This is a genomic window from Geothrix sp. (assembly GCF_049292215.1).
Taxonomy (GTDB): domain Bacteria; phylum Acidobacteriota; class Holophagae; order Holophagales; family Holophagaceae; genus Geothrix.
In genome coordinates this window covers 17,363-34,377 of record NZ_JBATQW010000051.1, presented here as the reverse complement: position 1 = coordinate 34,377, position 17,015 = coordinate 17,363, and the positions used below count along the sequence as shown (strand labels likewise).

The 17,015-nt window shown below is 66.5% G+C and carries 18 protein-coding genes and 1 tRNA gene; 3 read left to right on the top strand and 16 right to left on the bottom strand.

From position 1 onward, the window contains the following. Positions 1-123: 123 nt before the first annotated feature. The 11 genes from WAS25_RS08595 to WAS25_RS08545 form a co-directional block, all read right to left on the bottom strand. Positions 124-1,755 carry a dipeptidase gene (locus tag WAS25_RS08595; RefSeq protein ID WP_422311112.1) on the bottom strand — a complete coding sequence of 544 codons (1,632 nt, stop codon included), beginning with the start codon at positions 1,753-1,755 and terminating at the stop codon, positions 124-126. Positions 1,756-1,776: 21 nt separating this feature from the next. After that, positions 1,777-2,391, bottom strand: coding sequence for an outer membrane beta-barrel protein (locus tag WAS25_RS08590; RefSeq protein WP_422311111.1), 615 nt, complete (start codon positions 2,389-2,391; stop codon positions 1,777-1,779). A 9-nt stretch (positions 2,392-2,400) separates the two neighbouring features. After that, complete coding sequence (locus tag WAS25_RS08585; RefSeq protein ID WP_422311110.1) at positions 2,401-4,422, bottom strand: M13 family metallopeptidase; 2,022 nt, start codon at positions 4,420-4,422, stop codon at positions 2,401-2,403. A 30-nt stretch (positions 4,423-4,452) separates the two neighbouring features. Then, positions 4,453-6,477 carry a M13 family metallopeptidase gene (locus WAS25_RS08580; protein ID WP_422311109.1) on the bottom strand — a complete coding sequence of 675 codons (2,025 nt, stop codon included), beginning with the start codon at positions 6,475-6,477 and terminating at the stop codon, positions 4,453-4,455. A 32-nt stretch (positions 6,478-6,509) separates the two neighbouring features. Beyond that, the gene (locus WAS25_RS08575) at positions 6,510-6,971 is read right to left on the bottom strand and encodes a DUF4442 domain-containing protein (protein WP_422311108.1); all 462 of its coding nucleotides are present in this window, start codon (positions 6,969-6,971) and stop codon (positions 6,510-6,512) included. Positions 6,972-6,973: 2 nt separating this feature from the next. After that, positions 6,974-7,954, bottom strand: a complete 981-nt coding sequence (gene glpX, locus WAS25_RS08570; protein WP_422311107.1) for a class II fructose-bisphosphatase — start codon at positions 7,952-7,954, stop codon at positions 6,974-6,976. A 35-nt stretch (positions 7,955-7,989) separates the two neighbouring features. After that, entirely contained in the window at positions 7,990-8,316 is a 327-nt protein-coding gene (gene cutA, locus WAS25_RS08565; RefSeq protein WP_422311106.1) for a divalent-cation tolerance protein CutA, read from the bottom strand. Between the two features lie 401 nt (positions 8,317-8,717). Next, a tRNA-Pro gene (locus WAS25_RS08560) sits at positions 8,718-8,794 on the bottom strand. A 46-nt stretch (positions 8,795-8,840) separates the two neighbouring features. Then, a complete protein-coding gene (locus WAS25_RS08555) occupies positions 8,841-9,236 on the bottom strand; it encodes a DciA family protein (RefSeq protein WP_422311105.1) in 396 nt (131 codons plus the stop codon). Continuing rightward, a complete protein-coding gene (locus WAS25_RS08550) occupies positions 9,233-10,351 on the bottom strand; it encodes a CaiB/BaiF CoA transferase family protein (protein WP_422311104.1) in 1,119 nt (372 codons plus the stop codon). Before WAS25_RS08550 ends, WAS25_RS08555 begins: the two co-directional genes overlap by 4 nt. Before the next feature lie 47 nt (positions 10,352-10,398). After that, a complete protein-coding gene (locus WAS25_RS08545; protein ID WP_422311103.1) occupies positions 10,399-10,827 on the bottom strand; it encodes a BrxA/BrxB family bacilliredoxin in 429 nt (142 codons plus the stop codon). Between the two features lie 72 nt (positions 10,828-10,899). On the opposite strand from WAS25_RS08545, the gene WAS25_RS08540 reads away from it, so the two are divergent. The 3 genes from WAS25_RS08540 to WAS25_RS08530 are packed head-to-tail and all read left to right on the top strand — an operon-like array spanning position 10,900 to position 13,870. Then, positions 10,900-11,439 carry an NADPH-dependent FMN reductase gene (locus tag WAS25_RS08540; RefSeq protein ID WP_422311102.1) on the top strand — a complete coding sequence of 180 codons (540 nt, stop codon included), beginning with the start codon at positions 10,900-10,902 and terminating at the stop codon, positions 11,437-11,439. A 46-nt stretch (positions 11,440-11,485) separates the two neighbouring features. Then, a complete protein-coding gene (gene sppA / locus WAS25_RS08535) occupies positions 11,486-13,261 on the top strand; it encodes a signal peptide peptidase SppA (RefSeq protein ID WP_422311101.1) in 1,776 nt (591 codons plus the stop codon). Further along, a complete protein-coding gene (locus tag WAS25_RS08530) occupies positions 13,262-13,870 on the top strand; it encodes a MarC family protein (RefSeq protein ID WP_422311100.1) in 609 nt (202 codons plus the stop codon). On the opposite strand, the gene WAS25_RS08525 is transcribed toward WAS25_RS08530, so the two are convergent. From WAS25_RS08525 to WAS25_RS08505, 5 genes are all read right to left on the bottom strand, one after another. Beyond that, positions 13,867-14,352 (bottom strand): DUF4442 domain-containing protein, encoded by a 486-nt coding sequence (locus WAS25_RS08525; protein ID WP_422311099.1) that lies wholly within the window; start codon positions 14,350-14,352, stop codon positions 13,867-13,869. The genes WAS25_RS08530 and WAS25_RS08525 overlap by 4 nt on opposite strands. Before the next feature lie 3 nt (positions 14,353-14,355). Continuing rightward, a complete protein-coding gene (locus WAS25_RS08520) occupies positions 14,356-14,907 on the bottom strand; it encodes a ribosome maturation factor RimM (RefSeq protein ID WP_422311098.1) in 552 nt (183 codons plus the stop codon). Then, positions 14,907-15,161, bottom strand: a complete 255-nt coding sequence (locus WAS25_RS08515) for a KH domain-containing protein (RefSeq protein ID WP_422311097.1) — start codon at positions 15,159-15,161, stop codon at positions 14,907-14,909. Before WAS25_RS08515 ends, WAS25_RS08520 begins: the two co-directional genes overlap by 1 nt. Positions 15,162-15,225: 64 nt before the next feature. After that, the gene (rpsP, locus tag WAS25_RS08510; protein ID WP_422311096.1) at positions 15,226-15,468 is read right to left on the bottom strand and encodes a 30S ribosomal protein S16; all 243 of its coding nucleotides are present in this window, start codon (positions 15,466-15,468) and stop codon (positions 15,226-15,228) included. A gap of 57 nt (positions 15,469-15,525) precedes the next feature. Beyond that, complete coding sequence (locus tag WAS25_RS08505; protein ID WP_422311095.1) at positions 15,526-17,013, bottom strand: hypothetical protein; 1,488 nt, start codon at positions 17,011-17,013, stop codon at positions 15,526-15,528. Between the last annotated feature and the right edge of the window lie 2 nt (positions 17,014-17,015).

Genomic DNA, 17,015 nt, shown 5'->3' with positions numbered 1-17,015 from the left:
CATCATCCCATAGGGCGCGGATTTGAGGGCGTCACAAGTACGAGGCGGAGGGGCGGATTGGAAGGAAGGAGGGCCCCGCATTCGGGGCCCTCGCGTCGTTCTCGTCGGGTGGTCAGACCGGTCCTATTCCTCGTCCGGAGCGAGCCCCTCGACCTTCTTCACCTTGATGACGTCGCCGTGCTCCTTCACGATGCAGCGCAGCCAGTCCTCGGGGGCCTTGGGGTGTGTGACCTCGCCCTTCTCGTTGCGCACGTTCCCGTCCAGGTACTTCCAGATGAGGAACTCGCCCAGCTTCCGCCAGCGGGCGTGCAGCTGGGCGGTCTGCGTGGCGGCGTACTGGGTTAGATAGTCCTTCGCCTGGGCGGGGTCCTTCTTGTAGAGATCGAGGGCCTTGCGGTCCACCTCGGCCTGGTCCGCCAGGTAGCGCCCTTCGTACTCGCGCTGCACCTTCTGGACATCCACGATCATGTCGCTCCAGCGGGTGTAGGTGTAGTTCGTGACGAAGTTGAAGGTCCAGAAGGCGCTGTCCCAGTTGAACTCGCTGAAGTTGGCGGTGCCCTCGGCGAAGGCCTTGGGGGCAGCCTGAACGCCGCAGGAGATGGGCACGTAGACCGTGGTGTAGGTGTCATCCACTCCGAACCACAGCACCCCGCCCACAGCATCGGGCAGCCAGGAGCGGCTCTGGCTCACGAAGGAGAAGCCGGTCTGCTGGGTGCTGATGGCGCGCTCGTGGACGTAGTCCTGGCCGTCGATCTTGAACCCCATGGGCCGCCACCGGTAGGGCAGCTTGTAGGGGCCGGCGCCGATGTCCTTGGTCATGTCGAACTCGGTGCCCTCGTAGTGGTCGCGCATGAGCTCCATGGCATCGCGCACATCGAGCTTCTGGTCTGGCTTCACGTAGAGCGGCATGGGCTTGGCGCCCTTCTCGGCTTTCACGAAGTCCATGGGGATCTTCTGGCTCTTGGCGGCCCGGTTGAAGATGCTCCAGACTCGGGCCTCACAGGCGCGCAAGGCGCCGAAGCTAAGGGGGGCGTACGCGTCTACGAAGCTGAACTTCTTGTCCTCACCCTTAAACCAGCCCTTCTCGCGGGCGAACGGAATCAGATCCTTGCTGAGCAGCGTGTTCTCGGGATCGTTCTGGGAGAACTGGCGGATGCGGGCCTGGTTGGCATGGGCGCTGATGGTCCCGTCCGGCAGCTTGGTCGCCACCCAGAGGGCCCCGGTCTGCCCCTTGCCCTTACCGATCATCTCGAGGATCCAGACTTCATTGGGATCGGCGATGGAAAAGCTCTCGCCCGTGGAGGCATAGCCGTACGTCTCGGCCAGCCTGGTCATGACCTGGATGGCCTCCCGGGCCGTCTTGGCCCGTTCCAGGCCGATATAGATCAGGCTGCCGTAGTCCACGATTCCGCTTGGCCCCTGCAGTTCCTTGCGGCCCCCAAAGGTGGTCTCGGCGATCACGAGCTGGTGCTCGTTCATGTTGCCGACCCGGGTGAAGGTGATGGGGGCCTCGGGGATGCGCCCCAGGGGCTTGCCCGTGTCCCACTCGACAATGTCGCGGAAGGCGCCCGCCTGGTGGCGGCCACCCTGCTTGAAGTAGAGCTCGCCGTAGAGCGTGTGGCTGTCGGCGGAGTAGGTGATCATCGTCGAGCCATCCTTGCTCGCACCCTTGGTGACGAGCAGGTTGGTGCAGGCTTCCAGCGCCACACCGGTGGCGAGGAGCGTGGCAAGCAGGGCAAGGGGTCGCAGGCGCATGGGCATCCTTGGGATCGGGGATCAGAACCGGAGGCTGGTACCGACGGTCAGGTAGGAACGGCTGGAGCCATAGTTGGGGTGACGGTTGAAGACGAGGTCGCTGTTGACGACCCGGGCCTCCACGGTGGCGTGGGGGTTGAAGCGCCAACCGACGCCAGCGCTGAGGGTGAACCCCCATTCAGTCTCGGTGTAGGTTCCGCCGTAAGTTGAGTTCGTCGGTCGCAGCGTCTCATTCCACAAGGTGCCGCCCATCCCGAAGATGCCGAAGAGGCCGCTGCGGCTGTGGTCCTCCAGGTGGGGTAGCCATTCATAGGCCACCGAGTAGCCCTCCATGCGGCTCCTGGCGAACTGGGAGGCCGTCACCCAGGCGGAGCCATCCCAGTAGCTGCCTGTGCCGGTCTGGAGGGCGCCCTTCGAGTTCGCCTGCAGGTAGTCGATGCGGAGGCGGCCCAGGTGACGGCTCTCGCGGTTGAAGTGGATCTGCAGCCCGGCCTGGAAGCCGGCGTCGAAGGTCGAACCCCAGGTGTCGAGGGGCAGGAGGGCGGAGAGGCCAATGCCCATGCGGTTTCCACCCGGGTTCTCCTGGGCGGAGAGCCCCAGGGTGGCGAGCAGGAGCGCGGCTGCGGTCGGTCTCATGGGGGCAGGTTACCAGATGGCCGTGGGAGCCTGGCTGGTGGGGGCCGCCTCGCAGCTGAAGGCCTTCCGGAACTCCGGGAAGTCCGCCACGGGACCGAGCACGCGCCAGCGCACCGGGGAGTGGACGTCGGTGGTGACGCCCAGGCGCAGGGCCTCGGGCCGCTGGTTCGTACGCCAGCCCTGGGCGAAGGCGATGAAGAAGCGCTGGTCCGGCGTGTAGCCGTCCACGGGCCTGAGTGTCTTGCCCTTGATGGCCAGCTTGTAGGCCTCGTAGGACACGCGCAGCCCGCCGATGTCGGCGATGTTCTCTCCGAGAGTCTGCTTGCCGTTGATGTGCAAGCCAGGCAGGACTTCAAAGGCCTCGTACTGTTTCACGATGTGGCCCGCGCGGGCCTCAAACCGCTTGGCGTCCTCCGCGGTCCACCAGTCCTTGAGGTTGCCCTGCCAGTCGTACTGGCGGCCCTGGTCGTCGAAGCCGTGGGTCAGCTCATGGCCGATGGTGGAAGCGAGGGCGCCGTAGTTGGCGGCGTCGTCCGCCTTCTCGTCGAAGAAGGGGGGCTGGAGGATGCCGGCGGGGAAGCACATCTCGTTCAGGCTGGGATCGTAGTAGGCGTTGTTGGTCTGGGGCGTCATGAACCACTCGTTGCGATCCACGGGCTTGCCGAGCTTGGCCATGCGGCGCCGGAACTCGAAGGCGGAGGCGGTCTGGACATTCGCGAGGAAGGACTGCCGGGAGACCTTTAGAGCGCTGTAGTCCCGCCAGCGATCGGGGTAGCCCACCTTGCTGCGCATGGTGTCGAGCTTCTTCAGGGCCTGGGCCTTGGTGGCCTCGACCATCCAGTCGGCGGCGAGGATGCGGGCCCGCATGGCCTCCTTGTGGAAGTGCACCATCTTCAGGGCGCGCTCCTTGGCGGCCGGGCTGAAGGCGGTCTTGACGAAGAGCTGGCCCAGGTCCTCACCCAGGGCGCGGTCAGCGGAGGCCAGGACACGCTTCCAGCGGGGTCGGAGCTCGGTGGTCCCAGAGAGGACCTTTCCGTAGAACGCGAAGTTCTCGCTGACGAAGGCCTTCCCCAGGAAGGGGGAGGCGCTGCGCAGCACGTGCCAGCGCAGGTAGGTGCGCCAGTCCTCCATGGGCTCGGAGGCAGTCAGACCGGCCAGGGCCTTGAAGAACTCGGGCTGGCCGACCAGGACGTGCGCCTCGGCGGAAGGCAGGGCCACGGCGGCGAAGTAGGTGTCCCAGTCGATGGCGGCCAGGGCGCCGAGCTCCTTGCGGGCCACCTTGTGGTAGTTGGCCTGGGGATCCCGGAGGTCCACCAGGGTCCGTGAGGCCTGGGCCAGCTTCGTCTCCAGGGCCAGCACTTTGGCGGCCTTGGCCTGGGCGGCCGTCGGCTCGTCCCCAGACAGGGTGAAGAGGCTCGCGATGTGGCGCCCGTAGGCCTGGCGGATCTCGTCAGCCTCTTTGCCGGGGCGCAGGTAGTAGTCTCGCTCGGGCAGGCCCAGGCCGCCCTGGTAGAAGCTGGCGATCATGGCGCTGCTGTCCTTGTCGTCTACCTGGACGCCGAAGCTGAAGCTGGCCTGGACGCCCAGGACATGGAGGCGGCCCAGCATGGCGACCAGTTCCTTGGGGGTCTTCACGGCCTGGATGGCGTGGAAGACGGGGGCCAGGGGGGTGAGGCCGGCCTTCTCGATGCGGGCCTCGTCCATCCCCGCGGCGTAGAAGTCGCCCACCCGCTGGCCGCTGCTGCCCTTGGCCCCGCCCTTGCGGGCGGAGGCTTCGAGGATGCCCTTCAGGAGCGTGAAGTTGCGCTCATCGATCTCCTGGTTGACCCCGTAGGAGGCGTATTCGCCCGGAATGGCCACCTGGTCGAAGGCACCGTTGGCGAAGCCGTAAAAGTCCTTGCAGGGGGAGGTCGCCGTCTGGATGTAGGCGGGATCCACCCCGAGGATGGGCTTGGGGGCCGGACGGGACGGGGACCCCGCGACCAGGGCGGGCATCAGGAGCAGGAGCGACAGAACGGATCGGGCTTTCAAGGAACATCCTTTCAGCGGGCAGGAGGCGGTTTACCAGATGGCCGGACGCACCTTCGCGTCGCGCTTCATGGGCTGGCCATCGGCGCAGCCGAAGGCCTCGTAGAACTCGGGCAGGTTGGACAGGGGGCCATTCACGCGCTCGCGGCCCGGGCTGTGGGAATCGGTCTTGAGGCGCAGGGACAGGGCCGCCTCGCGGATGTGGTTGCGCCAGACCGTGGCTGCGCCCAGGAAGAAGCGCTGGGGCCCGTTGAAGCCCTCGATGGGCACGGGGACGGCCTTGCCCTTGAGGCTGTTCTGGTAGGCGGCGAAAGCGATCTTGAGCCCGCCGATGTCGGCGATGTTCTCACCCAGGGTGAGCGTGCCGTTGACGTGCTCGCCCTTGAGAGGCTCGTAGGCGTCGTACTGCTTCACCACCAGGTCGGTGCGGGATTCATAGGCCTTCTTGTCCGCATCGGTCCACCAGTTCTTGAGGTTGCCCTCGGCGTCGAACTGGCTGCCGCTGTCATCGAAGCCGTGGGTCATCTCATGGCCGATGACGAAGCCCAGGGAGCCATAATTCACGGCGTCATCGGCCTTGGGATCGAAGAAGGGCGGCTGCAGGATGCCCGCGGGGAACACGATCTCGTTCATGGTGGGGTTGTAGTAGGCGTTCACGGTGGGTGGGGTCATGCCCCATTCCGTCCGGTCGATGGGCCTGCCGAGCTTCTTGAGATTCTCCTGGATGCGGAAGGCCGAGGCGCGACGGACATTGCCGAAGTAGTCGTCGCGCTTCACCTCGAAGGCGTAGGTCCTCCACTTGTCGGGGTAGCCGATCTTCACGCCGAAGGCGTTGAGCTTCTTGATGGCCTGCTGCTTGGTATCCGCGCCCATCCAGTCGAGGTTCGTGATGCGCTCCCGGAGGGCGATGCGGAGGTTTTCCACCATCTCGAGGACCTTCGCCTTGGCCTCGGGCGGGAAGGCCACCTTCACGTAGAGCTGGCCCAGGGCCTCGCCCAGGGTGGTGTCGGCGGCGGCCTCGATGCGCTTGGCGCGAGGTTCCCGCTCCGGCGTCCCGCTCAGCACCTTGCCCTGGAAGGCGAAGGACTCCTCGCCGAAGGCTTTGGGCAGGATGTTGGCGGTGGCGTTGAGGACCTGCCAGCGGAGGTAGGTGCGCCACTGGGTGGCGGGCACTTCGGCGGCCAGTTTCCCGAAGGCCTGGAAGTAAGAGGGCTGGGAGAGGTTCAGATCCGCCTGCTTCACACCGCGGGCCTGGAAGTAGCCCTTCCAGTCGAAGCCGGGAACCTCGCCCGCCAGTTGTTCGAGGGTGCGCTTGTTGTAGGTCTTCTGAGGATTGCGCTGTTCCACGCGGGTCCACTGCGCCTGGGCCATGCGGGTCTCAAGGTCGAGCACCACCTTGGCGCGTACGGCGGCTAGGGCGGGGGCGTCCCCCGCCAGCTGGAACATCTTCGCCACATGGGCCTCGTACTTGGCGCGGATGTCCTTGCTGCGAGCGTCGTCCTTCAGGTAGTAGTCGCGGTCCGGCAGGCCGGTGCCACCCTGGTTGAGGTAACCGAGATACTGGGTGGAGGCCTTGGCATCCTGCCGCACGAAGAAGCCGAAGCCGCCGGGGAGGCCCTGGGTATGCAGCTTGGCGAGCAGGGCGGGGAGCTCCTTGGCGTCCTTCAGTCCATCGATGGTGGCAAGGGTGGGTTTCAATGGGGCAAGGCCGCGCTTGTCGATGGCGGCCTCGTTCATGCCGGAGGCGTAGAAGTCGCCCACCTTCTGCTGGACGCTGCCTTTGGTCCAGGTGGTCTTGGCGCTGGTCTCCTCCAGGATCTGCTTGAGGATTGCGCGATTCCGCTCGCTCACCTCTTCGAAGGCGCCGAAGCGGGCCTTGTCCGCAGGCAGGCTGTGGGACTTGAGCCAGCCGCCATTGGCGAAGGCGTAGAAGTCCTCGCAGGGCTTGATGGCGGTGTCGAGGTTCGCCGGGTCGACGCCGGGCCTGGCCTGGGCCACGAGGGAGAGGGCAGCCATTCCGAGGCAGAGGCTCAGGGTGGCGCGGAGGGGGAATGCCATGGATAACCTCGTAAGATGAGGGTAAAAGCCTATCAGGAAGGCTCACGAAGGGATATGTGGATCACTTTGTCGACTTCGGCGTGAGCAACGCCATGGGCATCCACCAGCTGCACGGTGTAGGTCCGATCCACCTTGGGCTGTATATCAAGCAGGCGTCGGATCTCGGCCAGTTCGGTCTCATCGATCCGGAATGTGGCTGTCAGCAGGCTGCGCCCCGGTCTACGGAATCGGATGGTGGCGGCCTTGTCCCAGACCTGGTACTCCGGCCCCAGGTTCTTCATGAGCATCAGCATGTAGAAGGGGTCCACGGCCCCGTAGAGGCTGCCGCCGAAGATGGTGCCGACATAGTTCCGGGTGCGCCAGGAGAGGGGGAGGCGGATGCGGATCTCCCGCCAATCACTGGCGATGTGGGTCACGCGCCCGCCCGTGCCCCGGATGCAGGGCCACAGGTTGAAGCCCCAGCGCGTGAGGCGGGAGCGGAGTGATTCCCCCATCCCTAGAACCGGACGGTGACGTTCTCGCCTTCCTTGATGTGGACCGTGTCGATGAAGCGGACCTGGCGGGCGCCGTAGGTGAGGATGAGGCTGGAGGTGCGCAGGCCGTGGCCGAAGTGCAGCACCCCCTTGAGCAGGTTGCCGTGGGTGACGCCGCAGGCGGCGAAGACGATCTCCTTGCCGGGGCAGAGATCGTCCGTGAAATAAATGCGCCCGAAGTCCACGCCCATGGCCTCGGCCTTCTCCCGGCTCGCGGTGTTGGTGTCCACCTTGAGGCGGCCCTGGATCTCGCCGTTGAGGCACTTCAGAGCCGCGGCGGAGAGCACGCCTTCGGGCGCGCCGCCGGTACCCATGACCGCGTGGATGCCCGTGCCGCTGACGGCGGAACTGATGGCGGCGCTGAGGTCGCCGTCGCCGATGAGCTGGATGCGGGCACCGGCCTTGCGGATGTCGGCGATGAGCTGGGCATGGCGATCCCGGTCGAGGACGCTGACGGTGATCTCGGAGACCTGGCGGTCGAGGGACTTGGCGATGATCGCCAGCGTTTCGTGGACGGGGGCGTCGAGGCTCACCTTGCCCTTGGCGGCGGGGCCCACGACCAGCTTCTCCATGTAGAGGTCGGGGGCGTGCAGCAGGCCACCCTTCTCGGTGGCCGCCAGCACGGCGATGGCGTTGGGGGCGCCGGTGGCGCAGAGGTTCGTGCCCTCAAGGGGATCCACGGCGATGTCCACGGCCGGATGGTCGCCATCCAGATCCGCCCCCATGCCCACCTTCTCGCCGATGTAGAGCATGGGCGCCTCGTCCCGCTCGCCTTCGCCGATGACGATGGTGCCGTCCATGCGGACGCTTTCCATGGCGGTCCGCATGGCCTCCACGGCCAGCTTGTCGCTGTGCTTGCGGCGGCCATGGCCGATGGAGCTGGCGCAGGCGATGGCGGCCTGTTCGACCACCCGGAGGAATTCGAGGGAGAGGGTCTGTTCCATGGGGTCGCTCCCGGGGAGGGGTGGTGGCGGTACTGTCAGGCCAGTCTGTTTACGCTCTGGCGGATCCAGTCGAGGAAGGGCTCGGAGCCCTCTTCGATGGGGAACATCAGGATTTCGGGGACTTCGTAGGTGTGCAGGTCGGTGATCACTTCGGAGACCTGGGGGAAGAGCGCGCGGGTGGTCTTGATGATGAGCATGACCTCCTCATCGAGGTGGGTCTCACCCTTGAAGTAGTAGTAGCTCTTGATGCTGGGGACGATGTTCACGCAGGCGGCATAGGCCTGATCCACCAGGGCGGCGGCGATGGTGAGGGCGGTCTCCTCGCTCCCGCAGGTGGTCATGACGGTGCAGACATCGGTCATCGTGAAGGCTCCCCGCCCGGCGGACGGAACTGGCCATTGTAGCTTGGGAGGCGCGAAGGCACGGATCACGAAAAAGCGAGGCGGGATCGGGACTTTGGCGGAATCGTGGTCTGACCACAGTGAAGGCCGGTGTGCTATTGAATGCATTCGACGGCCCGGCGCCTGTGGAGACGGGCACTCCGGTGTCGAGCATCCTCCCGGTGTGGGGTCGGGCCACTCCCCACATTTGGCGCCGACGCACCAGGGCCCTGGATTCGAACGCGTCTGGCTGCTCCAGCCGCCGGTCCCGCTTCGGCGTGCCATCTAGGCACGCCTCGGGCGGTCCCACTCGGAGGTTCGAATCCTCTCGCTTGCTTCCGACCAGAAACCGAAAGGCACCCCGGAGGGTGCCATTCGGTTTCTGGTCGGGGCGAGAGGATTCGAACCTCCGACCTCTCGGTCCCGAACCGAGCGCTCTACCAGGCTGAGCCACGCCCCGACGAAGGTTTGACTGTACTTCAAACGGGATGAGGCGTCCAGCGTGCCTATTCGGACTCGAGCCCGAGGCGAATCCGCTCAAGGCGGCGGGTGTGCAGGAGGCGGAGGGCGCGACGCAGGGGGTCTGGATCTTCGTGGCGCACTGGAGCCTCGACTGGCGGGTCGCAGGGAACGATCTGGAGGCCCTTGAGGCTCAGGCCCAGGGCGCGGTGGATGCGGTCGCGGACCTGGGGCCACACGGCCTCGGCGGCATCGCGGAGGGCTGCGATGCGGGTCAGTTCCCAGCAGCCCATGACCAGGATGTCCCGGTCCACCCGAAGAGGGGAGGTCCGGTCCGCGAGCGCGGGTCCGACCACGAATCGCCAAGCCTGCCGTAGGCGGGCCTCGGCCTTCTGGTTCTGTTGGCGGGCCCCGAGGGGGACGAGCTGCGGGGGTCGTCTCATTGCTTCCAGCGGGGCGGGGGCAGCGGGGCGCAGGCCCGCTCACCGTTCAGGAGGATCGGCGAGGCCAGGGTGGGAACCATGGTGTTCGTCTCCACCTCGAAGAGGGGCTGCAGCAGGTTGTGGAGGGATCCGCCCTGGCGGTACAACACCTCGTCCACGCTGCGCACGCGGCTGGCCGGGATGGCGTTGGATTCGCAGAGGGCCAGCACCTCCTCCACCGTGCTCTGCTGCGTCCGGGCTTCGATGAGGGGGACGAGCTCCTCGCGGTCCCTCACCCGGCCACGGTTCTTCTTCCACTCGGGGCGGGCTTCCAGGTCCAGGCCCAGCCACATGGCGAGTACCTCGAACTGGCGGTCGCTGCCTACGCCGATGGCCACGTCACCATCACTGCAACGGAAGGACTGGTAGGGCACGATCTGGGGGTGGGCATTGCCCCAGCGCCGTGGCGGTTCACCGGTCATGAGGGAGCCCGCCGCCACGTTCACCAGGCCCGCCAGGGCCGCCTCCATGAGCGGGACTTCGATGTGCAGGGCCTCGCCGGTGCGCTCCCGGTGGAGGAGGGCGGCCTGAATGCCGTTGGCGCAATAGAGGCCCGCCAGCACGTCCACCAGGGCCACGCCCACCTTCATGGGACGGCCGTCGGGCTCACCGGTAATGGCCATCCAGCCGCTCTCGGCCTGGATGATGAAGTCATAGCCGGCGCGGCGGGAGGCGGTGACATCCGAGGCGAAGCCACGCACCGAGGCCAGGATGAGCTTCGGGAACTTCGCGTGGAGGCGCTTCCAGCCCAGGCCGAGGCGATCCGCGGAATCGGCGCGGAAGTTCTCCACCAGGACATCGGCCTCCTTCAGGAGGTCGAAGAGCTGCTCCTTGCCGGCCTCGCTGTGGAGGTCGATGGTGCGGCTGGTCTTGCCCCGGTTGGCACAGCGGAAATAGGCGCTCTCGCCGGCCTCGCCATCCTCGAAGGGCGGGCCCCAACCTCGGGTGGGATCGCCCTCGGGGGGCTCCAACTTCTGCACCTCCGCCCCGAAATCAGCCAGTAGCTGCGTGGCGAAGGGCCCGGCCAATACACAGGACAGGTCCACGATCCTGAAGTGGGACAGGGGCTTGGGCATCCGGGATCTCCGCTCCCAGCCTACTTCATGTTCCGGGTCTTTCGGGTTCAGCTCGCGGCCACCGTCTGTCGGTAGGCCGCGGCCAGCGTGGCGGCGATCTCCTCCGGGTCGTGGCCCAGGAAATCCTGGCGCTGCATGAGGTGCACCAGCTGCCCGTCCTTGAAGATGGCGGCCTGGGGGCTGGTGGGCATGGCGCCCTCGAAGTATTCACGGGCCTGGGCCGTGGCCTCCTTCTCCATGCCGGCAAAGACCGTCACCAGGTGATCGAAGCGCAGGCCTTGGGAGCGGAGCGCCGCGGCCACGCCCGGGCGTGCCCCGGCCGCCGCGCAGCCGCAGACGCTGTTCACGACCAGCAGGGTGGTGCCGGGCTGCTGCAGGGCCTCGTCCACCTGGGTGGGGGTCAGGAGCTGCCGGAAGCCGGCCTGGACCAGCTCATCTCGCATCGGGGCGACCATGGGTTCGGGGTAGTTGGACATGCCATCCTCCAAGGGATGCAAAAGCTTACCAATTAAGTCAGGATTGATCCAGGTCACAATCCGGGAGGAGCCATGCGACTGGTGTTGATGGGGGGAAGTCTCCGAGCCGCTTCACTCAACGCGAGGCTGCTGGGATACCTGGCGCGGGCGCTCGAGGCCCGGGGCCACGAGGTCTCGACCTTCTCCGGGGAGGCCCTGCGCCTGCCGCTCTACGAGGATGGCGAGCCTCCATCCGCCGAAGTCCAGGACCTGCATGCCACGCTGACGAAAACCCAGGGGCTGCTCATCGTGTCGCCGGAATATAACGCAGGGATTCCCGGCCATCTGAAGAACGCCGTGGACTGGCTCAGCACCATGAAGCCCAGCCCCTGGTCCGGACTGCCCGTCCTGCTCTGTGCTGCCAGCCCCGGGGCCTTCGGTGGTGCCCGTGGACTGATGGCCTGGCGCGCCACCCTGGCCAACATGGGGGCCCTGGCCCTGCCCGAGGCGATCACAGTGCCCCACGCGGACCAGCAGTTGGACTCGGAGGGCGCACCCACCGATACCCGCACCGCCGCCTCCGTGCCCAGGACCCTGGACGCCTTCCTGGCACTGGTGGCCCGACTGCGCTAGGTTCGAGCCGTTTCTGCCATCCTGAAAGATCTTCTCCGGAGCCGTCATGAAGGACTTCTTCAAGAGTTTCTTCGCCACCCTCCTGGCCCTGATGGTGGCCGGGGGCTTGGCGTTCGTGCTGTTCTTCGGCCTGCTGGCGGCCGTTGGCTCCTCGAGCAAGCCGACCGTGCCGGGCAAGGCCGTGCTGGTCTTCGACCTGGACACGAGCCTATCGGATGGCGACCGTGACACTGACCCCAGCGAGGCCATCAGCGAGGCCATGGGTGGCGGCGGCGCCCGCAACCAGGTGCTGCCGGTAGCCATCGAGGCCCTCGACCGGGCGGCCTCGGATTCCCGCATCACGGCCCTGTTCCTCACGGGGAACCTCCAGGGCGCGGGCCCGGCCCAGCTGCGGGAGCTGCGGGAGGCCATCCAGCGGTTCAAGGCGAAGAAGCCGGTGCTGGCCTACAACTTGGGCTGGGGCAAGCGGGACTACTACCTGGCCGCGGGCGCCACGACCGTGTTCATCAACCCCTTCGGCGAGATGGAGGTGAACGGTCTGGCCAGCGAGCCCATGTTCTTCGGCGAGGCGTTCAAGAAGTACGGCGTGGAGGTTCAGGTCACCCGCGTGGGCAAGTACAAGAGCGCGGTGGAGCCCTTCATCACCGACCGCATGAGCGATCCCAACCGCGAGCAGATCCAGATGCTGCTGGATGACATCTGGGGCGAGTGGAAGGACACGGTCGCCAAGGACCGCAAGAAACTGCCCGCCGAGCTTCAGACCATCGCTGACGAGCGCGGACTGATCGAAGCTGAAGACGCCAAGAAGCTGGGCCTGGTGGATCGCATCGCACCCTACGACGAAGTGCTCGATGAGCTGAAGAAGCTCGCGGGGAAGCAGCCCAAGGACAAGGACTTTCCCCAGATCACCCTGGCCACCTACGCCGGGATCCCGGCCGAGGCGAAATCAGGGAAGACCCGCATCGCCGTGCTCGTGGCGGAAGGCGAGATCGTGGATGGGGAAGGCAAGTCCAGCCAGATTGGTGGCGAGAAGCTGAGCCGGGAATTGCGGCGCCTGCGCCTGGATGAGCGGGTCAAAGCGGTGGTGCTGCGCGTGAACAGCCCTGGCGGCAGCGCCTCGGCCTCGGAGCTCATCCAGCGGGAAGTCGTGCTCACCAAGAAGGTGAAGCCCCTTGTGATCTCCATGGGCCACCTGGCGGCCTCCGGCGGCTACTGGATCAGCACCTATGGCGACCGCATCTTCGCCGAGCCCACCACCATCACGGGCTCCATCGGGGTCTTCGGCCTCCTCCCCAACGTGAAGAAGCTCGCCAACGGCCACGGCATCACTTGGGACAGCGTGCAGACCGCGAAGCTGGCCAACCCCATGACCCTGACCCGTCCCAAGAACGATCTGGAGCTGAACCGGATCCAGGGTCTGGTGGACCACATCTACGAGCAGTTCGTGGCGAAGGTGGCCGACAGCCGGAAGATGAAGAAGGAGGCCGTCCACGAGATCGCCCAGGGCCGGGTCTGGTCCGGCCGCGAGGCCGTCAAACTGGGCCTGGTGGATGAGATCGGTGGCCTGGGCGCGGCCCTGAAGCACGCCGCCAAGATGGCCAAGGCCGAGAACGACTTCTACGTGGCCGGGCCCGAGCGCGAGCCTGATGCCCTGAAGGACCTTCTCAGGAACCTCAGCCAGGGGAAATCGCGGAAGCTGGCCAAGCCAGGCCCCGTGGACGCATTGGCGGAGGCCTTCAAGCTGCAGCTGGAGCGGGTGTCGGCTCTGAACGATCCCCGGGGTGTCTACGCCCGCCTGGCCTTTGAGATCGACCTCAAGTAGATGGACTCGTCCTCCTTCATCTCGGCCATCGTCCTCCTGGTGCTGGTCACGGATCCCCTGGGCAACATCCCGCTGTTCGTGGGGCTGTTGCGCCAGGTGGATCCGGCCCGGCGCCAGCGGATCATCGTCCGGGAGGTGCTGTTCGCCTTTGCCATCCTGGTCTTCTTCGCGCTGTTCGGACAGCGGGTCCTGAAGCTCATGCACCTCACGGACACGTCCCTGGGCATCGCTGGCGGGGTGATCCTCTTCCTGATCGCGCTGAAAATGGTCTTTCCCCAGCCTGGTGGTCGTTCGGACCATCAGCTCCACGGGGAGCCCTTCCTGGTGCCCCTGGCCATCCCCTTCATCGCGGGCCCTTCTGCCATCGCCACGGTGCTGCTCCTGGTGAGCCGGGAACCCCATCGCCTTTGGGAGTGGCTGGGCGCCCTGTCCGTGGCCATGGCCATCTCCGCCGTGGTGCTGGGCTTCGCAGAGAAGATCGCCGACTTCCTGGGTGAGCAGGTCACCATGGCCTTCGAGCGGCTCATGGGCCTGGTGCTGACAGCCATCGCCATCGAAATGCTCCTGGCGGGCATCCAGAAGTTCCTGCTGCAGCTGCGAGCCGCCTAGGTCCTTCGCTTCAGGCTCAGCTCCAGCGTGAACTCCGCCACCGGTTCAAAGCTGCCGTCCGGGAGCTTCACGGCGGCTTGGATGTGCATGGGCTTGGTGATGCGCTCTTCGGAGTCCAAGGCCCGCCGGACCTGGTCGCGGATGGCCTGCCCCTCCTCGCAGGTGAAATAGACATCCGACTCGGGGCGCTTGAGGAACTGCGCCTGGAAGGCCTTGAAGACCAGGCTCACCCCGCCACCGGAGCGCTTGATCTGGTCCATGGCCAGCAGGCCGCCGGCGCAGTCGGCCCCGATGGCCAGCGCCCCGAAGTACATGGAGCCCAGGTGGTTCTTCGACCAGCGACGCAGAGGCACCTTGATGACGCAGCGGGTCTCGCTGAGTTCCACGACGCTGGGACGGACCGAAGCCAGCAGAGGGATCTTCAGCCAGCCGAAGAGGCGCATCCCGACGGTCTGCCTGAGGCGCTCCAGCCGGGGGCCCATGGGTCAGTCCCCGACCTGGTTCACGTCGAGCAGGCCCTCGGGGGGATCCAGATCCAGACGGCGATTGGGCAGATCCAGGGTCCACCAGGCCTTGATGTAGGGGATGTCGCGCTGGCCAGTGCGGCCGGGCCGCAGGTCCCGCATCACCACCATGTCGTAGCCCGCCGGCCCAGGGTCGAGGCGCAGGACCTCTCCGACCTTGCGGCCGGCCAGGAAGACCTCGCAGCCGATCCACTGGTGGCGGAAGCTCTCGCCTTCGTCCAGGGTCGCTTCGGCCTCGGGCATCCACAGGGCCCAGCCCTTGAAGGGCTCCGCCGCCGTCCGGTCCGGCAGGCCGGCGAAGGCGAGGCAGGGCCGGTCCTGGTGCCAGCGAAAGGTGCGCAACGTAATGCCGCGGGCAGGCGGGGCCATCTCACCCTGCTCAAGGTCCTGAAGGGGCGGGGCGAGCACGAGTCCTGTCATGCCCTCCAGGCGCTCCGGCTTGTCCATGAGGGCGTGAAACAGGAACTCGCCCTTGAGCCCCTGGATCTTGGCGAGGTGGCCGGCGAGCAGCATCAGGCCCCCTGCTCGTCCCCGTCGTACAGCTCGAGATCCACCGACAGACCGGCCTTCTCGCCGGCGGTCTTGCAGAGGGTGCGCAGGGCCGAGATCATGCGGCCGTGCTTCCCGATGATGCGGCCGCGGTCCTGGGGGTCGGCGAAGACCAGCACGTCGCGCCTGCGACCGTCACCCGAGATTTCCACCCGGAGGGCGTCAGGCTGGTCCAGCAGTGGCGTCAGCACATCGCGTAGGAAGGCTTCGAGGTTCATGGTCGCTCCGCATGGAACAAGAAAAGCCGGACCACTGGCCCGGCTTTCGTGGATCTGAGACGGGCTAGAGGACCTGGTTCTTCTTGAACAGGTCGAGGACGGTCTTGGAGGGCTGAGCCCCCTTCTGGAGCCAGGACTTGGCCTTCTCCACGTCGATGCGGACCGCCTCGCCGGCGCCGGCGATGGGATTCACGAAGCCCAGCACTTCCAAGGCCTGGCCGGTGGGGATGCGGTCATTCTCGGAAACGACGATGTGGTAGAACGGGCGCTTCTTGGCACCATTGCGAGCAAGACGGATCGAAAGCATGGGCACTCCCTGAGCAGGAAAGTGTAGCGCGGAAAGCCCCCTTTCCCAAGCTCAAATTCAGGGCTCGAAGGCCGAGGGCGGGAAGCTTCCCTCCAGCACAGCCTGCCGTTCCCGGATGTTGCGCCGCAGGGTCGGCCAGCGGGGGTGCGCCCGGACCTTGGCCAGGAAGGGGGAGCGTTCATACCAGGCGGCACAGCTGAAGCCCTGCACAAAGGCCCGGGTGGCGCAATCCACGCCGCGGTCGGCATCACCGAGGATGGCGTAGGCTTCCGCCTCTTTGAACGTCCACTCTCCATCCGGGATGTGGAGCTTGCCGCGGATCTCGTCCATCTCCCGGAGCTCGACCAGGCCGTCCTTGGGCCTGCCTTCTAGGTAGGCGCGGTAGACGCGGCAGAGGTCGCGGAAATGGGTCGGCGCCATGTCTGGAGCGCTGCCGGCTCGCATGAACCCCAGGGCCTGCTTGTCCTGCCCCTGGAGGAGGGCAAAGTAGCCTTTGTAGAAGAGGAGGCTGGCGTCCTGGCGGAGGGATCCTGCTCGCGCAAGTTCTTGGCCGAAGGCGTTCAGATCGCCCAGGTAAAGGTAGGTGGTCTCCGCAAACCAGGCCGAGGGGGAGGCCAGGGGACCCAGCAAGGTGCCCCGCCGGGACAGGGCCCTGCGGGCCACTTCGAGCAGCCCTGAGGTCCGGCTGGCGTAGGCGATCCCGAGGTAGAGGTCCGGCTGGTCGGGCCGCAGGCGGATCGAACCCCTGAGGGCCTGCAGGGCCATCCTCTGGTTTCCGGTGTCGGTCAACATCATCGACCAGAGGAACGTGGCTCTCGGGTGGCCGGGGACCAGCTCCACGGCCTTCTGGAAGGCATGGTGGGTGCGGGAGTTCAGGCCGACGCCAGCCTGCCGTGGATCCACCCACAAGCTCCGGTAGAGGTGGTCTCCCAGGACGGTCCACCCGGTCGCGCACCGGGGTTCCGCCTCGACGAACCGTTGGGTGATCTCCAGGTGGGCAGCGGCGTTCTGGTCGTCCCGGATGGCCAGGCTCTCCAGCAGGATCCAGAAATTCGAGGCAGCATTCGGGACCAGGGCATCCAGCTGCCGGAATTGCAGACGAAGGGGCCAGTGCTGGACGATGTGCCGCATCGCCTGCGCGGGCTCCTGCGGGGGCAGCAGGTCCTGGATCCAGGGCTTTCCGGATCGGAGCTGAGCCACCGTGTTCCACTCCAGGGTCATGGCCAGCTGCTGGCCAATCCTTTTTCCCGTGAACCGGAGCAGGCGTGTGTCAGAAGGCAGCCGTTGGAGATCCCCCGGAGACGGGAGGGAGGAGGCGTGGGTGACCATCACTCCGGTCAGGACCTCCATGCAGTCCGAGAGGAGGGTCTCCATGCCGGGACCGGCGTTCCTCCCTTCGTCATCGAGGGTTGATGCCAGGATCAAGACGCGCCCCGGGGGCTCACGCCGGGCCACCATCGCGACCATTGCCACCAGGCCAAGCAATACCAGGATCAGCGCGATCCAGATGCCCTGTGGGACCTTGGCTGAGCGCAGAAGAGGCATGG